This window comes from Achromobacter aegrifaciens, from assembly GCF_902859965.1.
GTDB lineage: Bacteria > Pseudomonadota > Gammaproteobacteria > Burkholderiales > Burkholderiaceae_B > Achromobacter > Achromobacter aegrifaciens.
In genome coordinates this window covers 1,735,525-1,748,948 of record NZ_CADIKO010000001.1, presented here as the reverse complement: position 1 = coordinate 1,748,948, position 13,424 = coordinate 1,735,525, and the positions used below count along the sequence as shown (strand labels likewise).

The following is a 13,424-nucleotide window of genomic DNA, read 5'->3' as shown; positions in this document are numbered from 1 at the left end:
GTTTGGCCGCGCTCAGTCGCGCAGCGCCCAGAACTCCATCGTCAGCCCGGGAAAATCGCCCGCCAGATGCAACGCCAGCGCGCCGGTGCGCTCCAGCTGCTTCCAGAATTCGCCGCTCTTATCCAGTTCGAAATAGACATGTCCGGCGCTGTACGGAATCTGTCGCGGCGCCACCGGCAGCGCGCGCACGGCGACGCCCGGCAATTGCAGGTGCACCAGGTCGCGGATGCGTTCCACCGGACCGATCTTGACCTGCGCCGGAAAGCGCGCCCGCACGGTCTCCACGCCCAGGTCCGCATGCACCGCCAGCACGAAGCCGGCCGACTGCAACAGTTCCGCGTCCTGGATCTGCGCCACGCGCACGCCCTGGCCGCGGTCCTGCAGCGGTATCTGCAAGGCGCGCTGTTCCAGTACGGCCGACAGGGAGCGGCGCAGCTCGTTCATCAAAGGCGTGAAGCTGCCCTGCAGATCATCGTGCACGTAGTCCGGCAGCACACCGGGCCGGCGCGTGGCGGACGTGAAGGTGGCCAGGTCGCAGGCCAGCATCAGCCAGTCGTGGAACAGGCGTTCGGGATGCTGCGCCGGAAGCTGCCGCGCATGCCAGATCGAACCTATATAGCGGTTGACGGTTTCCAGCAGCATGAAGTCCGACACCTCGGAAACGCCGCCGCGGCCGGGCTGCGACAGGCGCGAGGCCAGCGCCTCGCTGCGCGCGTCGAGCAGCCCCTGCAGTTCATCGACGAAGCCCCGCAGAACCGGATGCTCGCCCGCCGCCAGCCACGGCGCCACATAGCCTTCGTCCAGCACCACCCGGTTGTCTGAACGCCGCTCCAGCACGCGCGCCACGCCCAGGCCCAGCCAGTCGTCGGTGAGTTCGCCTTCCAGCATCAACCGCAGCCGCAAGCGTCCGAGCTGCATCAGGACGGGTTCCAGCGCCACGGAGCCGCTGTCTTCCACTTCGGCCTCGTGCACCAGATAGCGCGCCAGCGTGTCTTCCTCGCCTTCGTAGATGACGTCGCTGGCGCCGGCGCGCACGCGCGGCAGGGCCAGTACGATGCGCGCGCCGCGCGTCTGCGCCGGTACTTCGAACGCCGCGGGCGCCGCGTCCGGATGCGAGAAATCGAAAGGCGTGCCGTCGGGCATGACGCCTTGCGCCCGGGTCAGCGCCACCTTGCCGATCGCCAGCGCGTCGCGGTCCAGCGACAGCAGGCCAAAGCCCCAGAAGCATCCCTGGAGCGTGGCTGCGCGCTGCTGCGCGGTATGCAGCATATGGCGTTCAAACTGCTGGAAATGCTGCGGCCGCAGGAACATGCCCTCCGACCAGATCACTTTGTCTCTACTCACCATGTGCGGTTCTCTTCGCTTCTAAAAGGGCCACCACGAACGGCTGCGATCCACTTCTTCCAGCCCGTCGCGCTTGACCGCGACCTTCACCGTCTCCTCGTTCGGCGAAAACTGCCAGACCTTGTAGATGTTGGTGTTCTGCGCCTCGGGCAACGACACCAGCAGCCGCCACTTGCTTTGCTCCAGTTCGCGATAGGCCGCCACCACGCCCACCACGCGCGCCTCGGCGTTGCCTGGGTACTGCACCACCTTGGTTTCACCCGGTTTCAGGATGACCTGGTCGACATTGAGCAGCTCCGCGCCCAGCGCCGCATGCGCATCGCCCTGCAAGGTGAAGAAGTCGCGCGATTCGAAGATGCTGGCCGATTTCAGTTCATAGATCGTCACCTGCACCGGCGAGGGCCTGCCGCTGGCGTTCTGGTTCACTTTCGGATCCGCGCGCAGTTCGATCGCGTACGGCACGGGCACTCGCTTGGCCGTCGACGAGCATGCCGCGAGCATCGCCGCCGTCAACGCAGCCGCGAGAATCGCCGCGGTGCGCCGCCGTCCCGTCGGAATCACTCGTAGGCATGGACCGTTCATAAGACCTCGGAAATAAAAGTACACACGTCTGTTACGCCGCGACGCATACCTTGCACGGCGGGCCGCTATCATCGGCGGAATGACCAGGCCTACACACTCCGAACGACACGCCCGCGCCATGAAACAGTCCGCACGCATTTGCTTGATATCCACGCTCGCGCTGCTTGCAGCCTGTGCTTCCACCCCATCGCCGCAAGCCGTGGAAGCGCTGCAGCAGGTGCGCGACGAATATGCCGCCAGCCGCTTCGGAGCCGTCGTGCGCACGGTGGCGACTTCCGACGCGCTTGCCACCGCGCCCACGCCCATGCGGGTCGAAGCGCTCAAGCTGCAGGCCTTCAGCTACTGCGTGACCAACTATCGCCAACTGTGCGAGGACAGCTTCGCGCGCATCCTGCAGCTGCAGCCCTCGTTCCAGCTCGCGCCGAATGAGGCCGGACACCCCCAGTGGGGACCGGCATTCCAGGCGGCGCAAGCGTCCCAGATCCGTTAACGCGCCGACGGCGCCCAGGAGACAGGCGTGAAACTCACCGTGTTCCAGCGTGCCGGCGATCCGGCCTTCGAACCCATCCACGCCGTGTTCACGGCGCCCGGCGGCACGGTAGGCCGCAGTCTCGACAACCAATTGGCCCTGCCCGATCCGACGCGCGGCATCTGCCGCGTGCAGGCGGCGATCCGCGTCAACGACGATGACGCCGGCTTTCTGCTCAACCTGAGCGACATGAGCACCGTCAGCGTCAATGGCCAGGCGCTCGCGCGCGACCAGGAAGTGCCGCTGCATCCAGGCGACGAGCTGCAGATCGGCGACTACCGGCTGCGCGCCGCAGCGGCCGCGCCGGAGACTCCGGCGGCCAGCGCGGCCGCCGTGGTCGACGACGACATCTTCAGCGACCTGATCGGCCCCGGCACCCTGCCCGTGGGCAGCGCGCCGGACGTCTCCACACACCCCTTCGATCTGGACTCCGCGCAGGCGCGCAACCCGGAAGATCCCCTGCGCCACCTGCCGCCCGGCGACGGCGCGGTGTCGCGCCCGCCCACCGATCCCCTGGCGCTGTTCGATGCGCCGGGTGACGACACACCCAGCATCTTCTCGGACGGCACCCCGTCCGCCCTGCCCGCGCACGACGCATTGGCCGAGCACCGGGCCCATCCCGTCGACGACGCGCTGGGCCGCCCGCGCGACGCGGCAGACGGCCGCAGCGCGTCCGATCATCTGCGCGAGATCGGCGGCTACCTGCGGCCCGCGCCCGTCAAGCCAGAACCCGGCGACAAGAACCGCTGAGGCCTCAGGCGTAGTCATAGCGGAACTCCCCGTCGGCGACCGACAGGCTTACTTTGCTCAGCCTGCGGTCCTGCATGGAGGCGCCCAGCAGTTCCCGGCTGATCCGGGGCAGCACGGTATTGGTCAGGACGGCATCCACCATGCGCGCCCCCGACTCCACTTCCGCGCAGCGCGCCACCACCAGCGCAGTGGCCTCGGGCGTCACCTCCAGCACGATGCCGTGCTGCTCGAGCAGGCGGCGGCCCACGCGCTCGAACTGCAGGTCCACAATGCGCGCCAGCATGGCGTCCGGCAGCGGCAGGTAGGGCACCGCCACCAGCCGCCCCAACAGCGCGGCTGGAAAGGCTTGCAGCAGCGGTTCGCGCAATGCCGCGGCCAACGCGGCGGCGTCGGGCAGCAGCTCGGGATCGCGGCATAGCGCCGCGATCCGTTCCGCGCCCACGTTGGAGGTCAGGATGATCACCGCATTGCGGAAATCGATATAGCGCCCCTCGCCGTCCTCCATCCAACCTTTGTCAAAGACCTGGAAGAAGATCTCGTGCACATCGGCATGCGCCTTCTCCACCTCGTCCAGCAACACCACGCTGTAGGGCCGCCGGCGCACGGCCTCGGTCAGCACGCCGCCCTCGCCATACCCCACATACCCCGGCGGCGCACCCTTGAGCGTGGACACCGTGTGCGACTCCTGGAACTCGCTCATGTTGATGGTGATCAGGTTCTGCTCGCCGCCGTAAAGCGCCTCGGCCAGCGCCAGCGCGGTCTCCGTCTTGCCGACGCCGCTGGGGCCGCAGAGCAGGAACACGCCTACCGGCTTGTCCGGGTCGGTCAGGCCGGCCCGCGAAGTCTGGACGCGGCGCGCCACCGCTTCCAGGGCATCTCGCTGGCCGATCACACGCGCCGAAAGCGTGTCCGCCAGGTCCAGCACCGCGCGCGCCTCGTCCCGCAGCATGCGGCCCACGGGGATGCCGGTCCAGTCGGCCACCACTGCGGCCACGGCGGCGGCATCGACCGCGCAATGCACCATCGCGGATTCATCCTGACTGGCCGCCAGCGCTATGCGCGCCTGCGCCAGTGCGCGGCGCTGGTCTTCCTGCGCATCGGAGGAGGCGAGCTCGAGCGTCTGGCGCAAATTCAGCACCTCTCCGGCCAGCGCGCGTTCCGACTCCCAGCGCTCCGCCAGCGCCTGCTCCTCTTTCGCGGCGACGGCCTGCTCGGCCGCCAGGCGTCCGACCCGCTGCGCATCGCCCTCGCCCAGACGCAGCTCGCGTTCGGCGATGCGTTGAGCCAGCTCCAGCGCCTGTACCCGCCTGCGCGCATCCTCCAGGCTGGGCGGCGCCGCATGCTGGCTGACGGCGACGCGCGCGCAGGCCGTGTCCAGTAACGCAACGGCCTTGTCGGGCAGCTGGCGCGCTGGAATGTAGCGGTGCGACAGCGTCACCGCCGCTTCGATCGCCTCGTCCAGCAGCAGCACGCCATGATGCGCCTGCAGCGTTTCAGCCAGTCCGCGCAACATGCCGAATGCGCGCGCCTCGTCGGGCTCGTGCACCTGTATGACCTGAAAGCGGCGGCTCAATGCGGGGTCTTTCTCGATGTACTTCTTGTATTCCGACCAGGTGGTGGCGCCGATGGTGCGCAGCTCGCCGCGCGCCAGCGCCGGCTTCAACAGATTGGCCGCGTCTCCGGTCCCTGCCGCGCCGCCCGCGCCCACCAGCGTGTGGATCTCGTCGATGAACAGCACCACCGGCTTCTCGCTGGCCTGCACCTCATCGATGACACCGCGCAGCCGCTGCTCGAATTCGCCCTTCACGCCCGCGCCCGCCTGCAGCAGGCCAATATCCAGCAGGTACAGCGCCACATCGCGCAGCTGCGGCGGCACCTCGCCTGCGGCCAGGCGCAGCGCCAGCCCTTCCACCACGGCCGTCTTGCCGACGCCGGCCTCGCCGGCCAACAGCGGATTGTTCTGCCGCCTCCGCATCAACACGTCGATGAGCTGGCGGATTTCCTCATCGCGTCCCGAAACCGGGTCGATCTCGCCCGCGCGCGCGCGCGCCGTCAGGTCGACGGCGAACCGCGCCAGCGCGGAACCGCCCGCGTCCGGCGCCCCGGCAGCGGCAACGGGCGCAGTCTCGGCCGCGTCTTCCGGCGAGCCCTGCACGATCTCCTGCAGCTGTTCCAACAGCGTGTCCGGCGCGATGCGCGAGAACTGGGCCGACATGCCCAGCAGCACGTGACGCAGCGCATAGGTCCGCGCCAGTCCCGCCAGCAGATGGCCGCTGCGGATGCGCGCCGCGCCATAGCGCAGCGAGCCCAGCACCCAGGCCCTTTCGACCGCATGGTCGATGTGTTCGGACAGGTCGGAGACCGAGCCCGCGCCGGACGGCAGGCGGTCCAGCTCCGCCGTCAGGTCGGCCTGCAAGGCGGCCAGGTCCAGCTCGAAGCGGCGCGCGATGCGATGCAGGTCGCTGTCTTGCGCGTGCAGGATCTGGTGCACCCAATGCACCAGCTCCACATAGGGGTTGCCTCGCAGCTTGCAGAACGCGGTGGCGCCCTCCAGCGTCTGGTAGAGCAGTGGATTGAGCTTGCCGAAGAGGTCGATGCGGCCGATATCGGACATGGCAGGGTGGCGCGTCACGCGCGCGTCGTCGTTGAGGTTGAGGCCGGCGCACGGCCACGTGGCGGCCAGGCGCCGCGGCTTTCGTAGTCCAGCAGAAGATCGCCCGCCTCGCCTTGCTCGGGCCGGCGCTTGCCCAGCCATGAGGACAGGCCCAGCGGACGCGCGGCGCCCAGGTTCACGCCACGCGCGTCCTCCGCGCGCAGCACCGGTCTCAGGTCCCAGGCCAGCTCCATGCCGATGTAATGCCTGACCCAATGCGTCAGCTGGCGGGCGCGTATGCCTCCCGGCAGAAAGCTCTGGTAGTCCTCCAGCGCCAGCGGGCCGATCTCGATGCGGAATTTGTGCTGGGCATCGCGCACCGCCACGCCCAGCACCGTGTCGCGCCCCAGCCCCGCAAAGCCGCCCAGGCCCAGCCGCTGGGCTGGTTCCAGGCGGATCCATTGCGGCACGAACTCGCGGATGCGCACGGGCAGGCCGAAGAACGATTGCAAGATGTGCTTGAGCCCTTCCGGGTTGCGGGTCTGTCGCGTCAGATGGCCCGCCATGTGGTACTTGGCGTGGTCCAGCACCGCGTCGCGGCGGCGCATCGACGGCTCGCCCATATGCAGCAGGCTGGCTACGTAGCGAGTGAAGCGCTCATCCTTGCGGTCCAGGCTGACCGTGCTCTGCGCGTCCGCCCAGGCGCGGTAGAACAGCAGGATGAGCCGGTGATGGAACACGTCGGCAAATGCGGACAGCGTGCGGTCCCCGTGATGCGCCAGACGCTCGCGGGCATGCTCCGTCAGGTGCAGGGGCAAGGGTCCATTGGGGCCGAACAGGCCGAAGCTGTAAATCGACAGTTCCGCGGGCCGCCCGCCCGTGGCGGCGCGCGCGGCGGCCACGGTGGACGGCGCGAACGCCATCGACGGCTCCTGCCGCAGCCGCACGGGTTCGTGGCGCGCGACCGTGTCGCGTCCCAAGGGCTTGCGCGCGCCCGATAGCGCATCGATCCAGCGCAAGGCATGGAACAGGTCATGGGCGTACGGTTCGCGTTCGACCGCGCGCCACCAATGCGCCAGCGCGCCATCAGGCGCGGCGGACGGATGGACGGGATCGGCAACGGGCTGGGCGATATCCACCGTCCTACCCCATGTGTATCTGCTTGGCGTCCACCTTCACCAGGTCGCCGCCCGTCACCACGGTGTAGGCCGCGTGCAGTCGCGCGCTCTGCTCGGCCTGGAAATCGATGGCGCCGGCGCGCACCTGGTCCATCTCGCTGACGCTGCGCTGCGACAGCCGCGCCATCAGCGTCATGCGGTCCATCACCGCCTCGTAGCTGCGGCCCACCAGACGGACTTCGCCCACCGTGGCATGCAGCTGCCTGGCCACCATGCGGATGCTGCCCGAGCGCAGCAGCAATTCGCCCTCCGCCTGCAGCGTGGTGCGTGCGGGATCGGCCTGCACGGTGACGGCGATCAGGTAGATGCGGGCGGGGTCCGGCCCGCTGATCAGCACTTCGTCGCCCGGCTGCGGCTCCAGCAGGCAGCTGGCGGCGCGCTGCACGGTCCAGACGCGGCCATCGCAGGCCACGGCATAGCTGCCGTCGTCTTCGCGGCGCAGCAGCTCGCCCAGCAGATGGACGGGGTCGTAAGCCATGCGGTTCAGATGTGCGGCGGACTTCATCACGCGCTCCTTTTAATGTGCACAGCCCCTAGACCACGGGCCGGCGTCCCATGCGGGGCTTGTAGCGGGCGACCTCGCCGCGCTGCAGGGTCGAGAGGACCAGCTCCGACATCAGGTTGATCGATACGTGGCGGGCGAAGAACTGCTCCAGCACGGCGCCAAACAGATAAGGGCTGATGCCCGAAAACGCGGTCTCGTCCACCTGCAGCGCGATGCGCACGCCGCGCCCGTGGACGATGGGGCCGGGCACGGGCAGACGGTGATGCACCGGCGTGGCGCTGACGTGCCGCAGGCCCGCGATGTGCCGGCGCACGCCCGGCTCGGCCAGGTTGCCGTACACGTGCAGCATTTCGCGCAAGGTCTGCGCGCCCTGCTCGGCGTCCAGGTCGGTCAGGCTGAGGTAGTTCAGGCCCAGGTGGCTGATCAGGTGCCAGGTGGCCGCGTTCTCGGCCAGCGCCGCGCGGGGCCGCGTGGGTCCGTGCAGCACCTTGACCGCGCGCACCGGCGCCGACACGCGCAAGGTCATGTCGGTATCGCCTCCCAGCGGCAACAGCAGCGCCAGATCGCGGTTCGTGCACAGGGTTTCCAGGGTCAGGTGGCGCAGGTCGCCCGAGAACGGCGCCTCGCGCCGGTCCACCAGCGACAGGAACACTTCGCTGCCGATGTAGCCGCTACGGGTGCCGTTGCGTTGCGCGCTATCGGACACCAGCCGCGGCTCGCGGCGCATGGAAAAGTACGCGCCGTGCTCTTCGGGATCGCTGCCCAGCGAACCGTAGAACGGCCGGAATTCCTGCTCCTGCCGCTGCGCGGCGGCATGGCCCGCGACGCGCGTCACCCCGTAGACCTCGTAGTCCAGCGGGCGGCTGCGGTCGATGACGACGTGGTACTCGGAAGTCCTGGGCGTAACCGCCACGCGGTCCGCCCGCTTGGCGAACAGGTTGATCACCGGCACGCAATGCAGCGCCAGGTTGGCGGCCGATATCGCGCCTTCCAGCTCCGGCGCCGCCATCGAGAACAGCAGAGTCAGATCGAATGCGCGGGTTTCGCGCTGCGCGCCCTGGGGCATCGCGGGCGTGCGCAGCCCCCGCTTCAATCCGTTGATGCTGAAGAACAGATAGCGCTGCGCGAATGCGAAATACTCTTGCAGAAGGCGATAGCCCTGGAACACGCGGGCGTCGCCCGGCAGCAACGCCTGTTCGTCGGCAAAACCTTCGTGGCGTACCGCGTCCGGCGGCAGTCTGTTGATCCATGCCACCGGTCTCGCGGTGTCATGGCCCAGCACCGCCACGGTATGCCCCATCACGACTTCAAGCAAACGCTGCATTTGCAGGTCCTGGCCGTTCAGGTGGAACACCAGCTGATCGAGATCCAGGTCCTCCAGACGCTGCCCGCCGCAAACCTCTATCCGGATGCGCAGCGCGCTCAGCACGCGAGCGGCGCGCCCGGCCAGGCCCAGCCGCGCCAGCGGCAGATCCTGCGGCGCGGCGGTGAATTCCGCCTGCGTGACCTGCAAGGGCCACAGGCGCAGGGCGTGGCCGGTGGTGAAGTCGCAAGGCGTCTGCTCGCCGCGCGCCACGCGGCCGCGCAGCAGCGTGCCGCGCGGCAATTCAAAGCCGCCCGCCAAGGTGCCTTCGTTCATGCTGGGCGTGAACTGCACGATGGCCATCGCCGGCGTGGGCGCCAGGTAGTTGGGATAGACCACCTCCAGCAGCCGCTGCGAGAAGCGCGGAAACTCGGCATCCATCTTCATATGGATGCGGGCGGTCAGAAAGCTGAAGCCCTCCAGCAGACGCTCGACGTAAGGATCGGCGACCTCCGTGGCATTCATGCCCAGCCGCGCCGCCACCTTGGGATGGGCCTGCGCAAACTCCGCGCCCAGCTCCCGCAGATAGACCAGTTCCCGGTTGTAGTAATCCAGCAGGCGATCGTCCATCAGGCACCGCCCAGATCGCGCAGATCCATGTGGCCGCTTTCCAGGTCGATGTCCGTGCGGAACAGGAACTCGAGCGGCTGCGGCACGCACCACAGCATGCCGCGTATCTCCAGGCTCAGCACATTGTGGTGTTCCAGCGTGCCGGCATCGGACACGCAGCGCACTTCCACCGACGAGTCCAGGATGCGCGGCTCGAACGCGGAGATCGCTGCGCGGATCGACTCTTCGACGTCGATCCAGTCGATCTCCGACATGCGCTTTCCCGCCATGGCGCGCACGCCGAAGTTCAGCGCCGAGGCCGCTACCGGCCGGTGCGCCGACAGGTCCTGGGACGCCTGCAGGTTGACGGTATTGAGCAGCCAGCGCAGGTCCCGCAGCACCGCCGCGCGCAGCGCCTCATGCGTCAACATGGCGTTTTCGCGCGGTTCTTCGCGCTTGGCGGGCTCGTTGTCCATCAGGCGATCCAGCAGCGACGGCTGCAACCGGTCGCGCGCCGCGCGCTGGCCGCGCGACAACGGCTCCCAATCGCGCGGACGATCGGCGTGGCCCATCACGCCAGCTCCAGGCTGCGTACCTCGAGCAGCGCGACTTCCGCGGCATCCGTCAGCCACATCTTCTGCCCCACGCCTGCGTAGGTATCGCCATGCAAGGCGCGCCAATCGGTCGTCCTGCCCAGCTTGGCCGAGTCGGACAGTTCGACCATGCGCGCGCCGGGCGCTGCCGGATAGCGCGCCGGCACCAGGCCCTGCCGCACCCGGCCGTCTTCCAGTTCGATCTCGGCCTGCGCCCAGACCAGGTCGCACAGGCCTTCCGGCGCAAGCAGACGCACGCGCTTGAGCCCGGCGAAGGGCAGCCACACGTAGCGCCCGCCCGCCAGGAACTCGAACACCGGACCAAGGCGGCTGTCGCCATCGCAGATCCATTGGAAAAGCTGCGCCGTCTCTTGCGCCGCCAGTTCCAACAGGCCGGCACGCGCGCTCGCATCCTCGAAAGCCTTGCCGCGCAGCTCGGCCGCCTGGCCTGGCGCAGTGCCGTCCAGACGCAGCGCCGATATCATGGCCCGCAACCAATCAGCGGGCTCGTCCAGCAGCGCGGGTTCGCCTTGCCCGGCAAGCACGGCCTCGCGCTCGCGTTCCGCCGCGATGGCGCTGGCGTAAAGCACCTGCGTCGGCCGCGCCTGCGCGTTCAGATGGCCGCAGACGTTGAGCTGCTCGGCCGCGCGCGCCCAATCCCCCTGCACCGCCAGCAGCTGGAACAGCTGGGCGCGCAGGTCCGCGTCGGCGGGCTGCCGGCGCACCTGCGCCTGCAGCTCGTCCAATTGGCCAGCCAGGCTGAGCGCGCCGAAGGGAACCGCAGCGATGGACATGGGTGTCTCCGCCCTAGCCCACTTCCTTGTTCTGCTTGATGTCCCAAGCCACCAGGCTTTCCGCGCCCTTGCCGCCCTTGTCGGTCTGCTCCCAGTACTGCTGCTTGACCTTGGCCGCCTGGAACGCGAAGTTCACCACCACGCCTTCGGCACTGCGGTCCCCGGATATCTGCACCGACGACACCAGCACGTCCTCCAGCGTGATCTTGGAGTACTCGATCTGCTCGCCGCCCGCCTTGCACATGGACAGCTCGATCTTGCTGAGGTGCTTGCCGCTGGCGCAGTGCTTCATCACGGCTGGCGCGGCCTTGTCGATGCGGGCCACTACGTGCAGATCGTTGAAGCTGGCCTTGCCCGCGCCCAGGCCGCCGCCGCTGGCCAGGTTGCCTGGCTGGGTTGCGCCCCATGAAAAGGACACGATATCGGTCCAGTCCTTGTGGTTGGCGTCCTTGGATTCACCGTTGGCGCCATCGATCTTCATGAACATATCCACTGCCACATCTGTCTCCTGGAGTTATGGGGCACGGTTGCGCCCCGACTTGTCAGCGCCACTCAGCCTTCGTTCTGTTTGAGCGAAGGCAGCTTGGAAACCAGCCGCAGCGACACCGTCAGCCCTTCCAGCTGATAGTGCGGCCGCAGGAAAAACTTGGCGGAGTAATAGCCCGGGTTGTCCTCGATTTCCTGCACCTGCACCTCGGCCGCGGCCAGGGGCTTGCGCGCCTTGGTTTCCTGCGAGGAGTTCACCGGATCGCCATCGACGTAATTCATGATCCAGTCGTTCAGCCAGCGCTCCATGTCGTCGCGTTCGCGGAACGAGCCGATCTTGTCGCGCACGATGCACTTCAGGTAATGCGCGAAGCGGCAGCATGCGAAGAGATACGGCAGGCGCGCGGCCAGCTTGGCATTGGCCGAGGCGTCGGCCTCGTAGTAGTCGTGCGGCTTTTGCAGCGACTGCGCGCCGATGAAGGCGGCGAAGTCGGAGTTCTTCCGATGCACCAGCGGCATGAAGCCGTTCTTGGCCAGTTCGGCCTCCCGCCTGTCGCTGATGGCGATCTCGGTCGGGCACTTCAGATCCACGCCGCCGTCATCGGTGGGAAAGCTGTGGCACGGCAGGTTCTCCACCGCGCCGCCGGACTCCACGCCGCGGATGGACGTGCACCAGCCGTACAGCTTGAACGAGCGGTTCACGTTGGCCGCCATGGCATAGGCGGAATTGGTCCAAGTGTAGCGGTCGTGGTTCGCGCCGTCTGTGTCTTCCTCGAAGTCGAATTCGTCGACGGGATTGGTGCGCGCGCCGTAGGGCAGCCGCGCCAGGAAGCGCGGCATCGCCAGCCCGATGTAGCGCGAGTCCTCGGATTCGCGCAGGCTGCGCCATGCGGCGTATTCCGTGTTGGTGAAGATCTTGGTCAGGTCACGCGGGTTGGCCAGTTCCTGCCACGAATCCATCTGCATCACGTTGGGCGAAGCCCCCGCAATGAAGGGGCAGTGCGCGGCGGATGAGATCTTGGCGATCTCGCCCAGCAGTTCCACGTCGGGCGGACTGTGGTCAAAGTAGTAGTCGCCGACCAGGCAGCCGATGGGCTCCCCGCCGAACTGGCCGTACTCTTCCTCGTACACGCGCTTGAAGATCGGGCTCTGGTCCCAGCCCACGCCCTTGTGCCGCTTGAGCGTGCGGCCCAGTTCCGACTTGGACAGGCACATCACGCGGATCTTCAGAAGTTCGTCGGTCTCGGTGTTGGTGACCAGGTAATGCAGGCCGCGCCACGCGCCCTCCAGCTGCTGGAAGTCGGGGTGATGCATCACGCGGTTGATCTGCTCCGACATCTTGCGGTCGATCTCGGCGATGATGGCCTGGATGGTGCGGTAGGCGTCCGACGACAGGCCTACGCCGCTGTTCTCAAGCGCCTGATGCGCCAGCGTGCGAACGGCGTGTTCCACCGCCTCCTGCGCCTGCTCGGTCTTGGGCTTGAATTCCTTCTTCAGCAGGGCGGAAAGATCGTCCGCCTGCAGGGTCTCGACAGCACGCGCGTCGGCGCGTTTGGCCACTGCGGTCATGGCATTCTCCGAAAAGCGATTCAAGCGGAAATCAGGCGGCCGGGTCCGGCGCGGGGGCATCGGATGCGCGCGGCTCCTCTTGCGGCTTCGGCGCGGCCGCCAGCGCGTTCATCAGCGCTGGATTCTTGAGCACGCTGCCGATCAGTTCCTCGGCGCCGGTCTTGCCGTCCATATAGGTCAACAGGTTCGCCAGCTGGGTGCGCGCGCTCAGCAATTCGTTCAGCGCGCCAACCTTGCGAGCGACGGTGGCCGGCGAAAAATCGTCGATGCTCTCGAATGTGACGTCCACATTCAGGTTGCCTTCGCCCGTCAGCGTGTTGGGCACCTGGAACGCCACGCGCGGCTGGATGGAACGCATGCGTTCATCGAAGTTGTCGATGTCGATGTCGAGGAACTTGCGCTCGCCCACTTCCGGCTGCGGCGTTTCGGACTTGCCGGCCAGGTCCGCCAGCACGCCCATCACGAACGGCAACTGGATCTTGCGTTCAGCGCCGTAGATCTCCACGTCGTATTCGATCTGCACCCGCGGCGCGCGGTTTCTTGCAATGAACTTCTGGCCGCTTCCCTTCAGGCTGGTCGCCATGATGTC

At 67.8% G+C, this 13,424-nt stretch carries 13 protein-coding genes; 2 read left to right on the top strand and 11 right to left on the bottom strand.

Annotated elements, in window-relative coordinates; all coding sequences use genetic code 11:
- Positions 1–12: 12 nt before the first annotated feature.
- Complete coding sequence (tssK, locus tag HV793_RS08175; RefSeq protein ID WP_175212966.1) at positions 13–1,347, bottom strand: type VI secretion system baseplate subunit TssK; 1,335 nt, start codon at positions 1,345–1,347, stop codon at positions 13–15.
- 18 nt (positions 1,348–1,365) lie between these two features.
- Positions 1,366–1,926 (bottom strand): type VI secretion system lipoprotein TssJ, encoded by a 561-nt coding sequence (gene tssJ, locus HV793_RS08170; protein ID WP_054457203.1) that lies wholly within the window; start codon positions 1,924–1,926, stop codon positions 1,366–1,368.
- Positions 1,927–2,044: 118 nt separating this feature from the next.
- Here tssJ and HV793_RS08165 point away from each other — a divergent pair, with 118 nt between their 5' ends.
- Both HV793_RS08165 and HV793_RS08160 read left to right on the top strand, forming a co-directional pair.
- Entirely contained in the window at positions 2,045–2,416 is a 372-nt protein-coding gene (locus HV793_RS08165) for a TssQ family T6SS-associated lipoprotein (RefSeq protein WP_054457206.1), read from the top strand.
- Between the two features lie 27 nt (positions 2,417–2,443).
- Complete coding sequence (locus tag HV793_RS08160; protein ID WP_175212965.1) at positions 2,444–3,205, top strand: FHA domain-containing protein; 762 nt, start codon at positions 2,444–2,446, stop codon at positions 3,203–3,205.
- A 4-nt stretch (positions 3,206–3,209) separates the two neighbouring features.
- On the opposite strand, the gene tssH is transcribed toward HV793_RS08160, so the two are convergent.
- The 9 genes from tssH to tssB all read right to left on the bottom strand — a co-directional run bounded on the left by tssH (position 3,210) and on the right by tssB (position 13,418).
- Positions 3,210–5,819: a type VI secretion system ATPase TssH gene (gene tssH / locus HV793_RS08155; protein WP_125472569.1), complete on the bottom strand. Its 2,610-nt coding sequence runs from the start codon at positions 5,817–5,819 to the stop codon at positions 3,210–3,212.
- 14 nt (positions 5,820–5,833) lie between these two features.
- Complete coding sequence (tssG, locus tag HV793_RS08150; RefSeq protein ID WP_175212964.1) at positions 5,834–6,937, bottom strand: type VI secretion system baseplate subunit TssG; 1,104 nt, start codon at positions 6,935–6,937, stop codon at positions 5,834–5,836.
- A 4-nt stretch (positions 6,938–6,941) separates the two neighbouring features.
- A complete protein-coding gene (locus tag HV793_RS08145; protein WP_054457211.1) occupies positions 6,942–7,481 on the bottom strand; it encodes a DUF3540 domain-containing protein in 540 nt (179 codons plus the stop codon).
- A 28-nt stretch (positions 7,482–7,509) separates the two neighbouring features.
- A complete protein-coding gene (gene tssF / locus HV793_RS08140) occupies positions 7,510–9,414 on the bottom strand; it encodes a type VI secretion system baseplate subunit TssF (RefSeq protein WP_175212963.1) in 1,905 nt (634 codons plus the stop codon).
- Positions 9,414–9,965 carry a type VI secretion system baseplate subunit TssE gene (tssE, locus tag HV793_RS08135; protein ID WP_054457215.1) on the bottom strand — a complete coding sequence of 184 codons (552 nt, stop codon included), beginning with the start codon at positions 9,963–9,965 and terminating at the stop codon, positions 9,414–9,416. The genes tssF and tssE overlap by 1 nt, the downstream gene beginning before the upstream one ends.
- The gene (locus tag HV793_RS08130) at positions 9,965–10,780 is read right to left on the bottom strand and encodes a type VI secretion system accessory protein TagJ (protein ID WP_175212962.1); all 816 of its coding nucleotides are present in this window, start codon (positions 10,778–10,780) and stop codon (positions 9,965–9,967) included. Before HV793_RS08130 ends, tssE begins: the two co-directional genes overlap by 1 nt.
- A gap of 13 nt (positions 10,781–10,793) precedes the next feature.
- Positions 10,794–11,261: an Hcp family type VI secretion system effector gene (locus tag HV793_RS08125; protein ID WP_088607795.1), complete on the bottom strand. Its 468-nt coding sequence runs from the start codon at positions 11,259–11,261 to the stop codon at positions 10,794–10,796.
- A gap of 71 nt (positions 11,262–11,332) precedes the next feature.
- Entirely contained in the window at positions 11,333–12,835 is a 1,503-nt protein-coding gene (gene tssC, locus HV793_RS08120) for a type VI secretion system contractile sheath large subunit (protein WP_059379448.1), read from the bottom strand.
- 31 nt (positions 12,836–12,866) lie between these two features.
- The gene (tssB, locus tag HV793_RS08115; protein ID WP_054457219.1) at positions 12,867–13,418 is read right to left on the bottom strand and encodes a type VI secretion system contractile sheath small subunit; all 552 of its coding nucleotides are present in this window, start codon (positions 13,416–13,418) and stop codon (positions 12,867–12,869) included.
- Positions 13,419–13,424: the final 6 nt, after the last annotated feature.

Bases quoted from the DNA above. Each gene is read 5' to 3' on its own strand.
- tssK (WP_175212966.1), bottom strand. From the start codon at position 1,347: ATGGTGAGTAGAGACAAAGTGATCTGGTCGGAGGGCATGTTCCTGCGG.
- tssJ (WP_054457203.1), bottom strand. From the start codon at position 1,926: ATGAACGGTCCATGCCTACGAGTGATTCCGACGGGACGGCGGCGCACC.
- HV793_RS08165 (WP_054457206.1), top strand. From the start codon at position 2,045: ATGAAACAGTCCGCACGCATTTGCTTGATATCCACGCTCGCGCTGCTT.
- tssH (WP_125472569.1), bottom strand. From the start codon at position 5,819: ATGTCCGATATCGGCCGCATCGACCTCTTCGGCAAGCTCAATCCACTG.
- HV793_RS08145 (WP_054457211.1), bottom strand. From the start codon at position 7,481: ATGAAGTCCGCCGCACATCTGAACCGCATGGCTTACGACCCCGTCCAT.
- tssF (WP_175212963.1), bottom strand. From the start codon at position 9,414: ATGGACGATCGCCTGCTGGATTACTACAACCGGGAACTGGTCTATCTG.
- tssE (WP_054457215.1), bottom strand. From the start codon at position 9,965: ATGGGCCACGCCGATCGTCCGCGCGATTGGGAGCCGTTGTCGCGCGGC.
- HV793_RS08130 (WP_175212962.1), bottom strand. From the start codon at position 10,780: ATGTCCATCGCTGCGGTTCCCTTCGGCGCGCTCAGCCTGGCTGGCCAA.
- HV793_RS08125 (WP_088607795.1), bottom strand. From the start codon at position 11,261: ATGAAGATCGATGGCGCCAACGGTGAATCCAAGGACGCCAACCACAAG.
- tssC (WP_059379448.1), bottom strand. From the start codon at position 12,835: ATGACCGCAGTGGCCAAACGCGCCGACGCGCGTGCTGTCGAGACCCTG.
- tssB (WP_054457219.1), bottom strand. From the start codon at position 13,418: ATGGCGACCAGCCTGAAGGGAAGCGGCCAGAAGTTCATTGCAAGAAAC.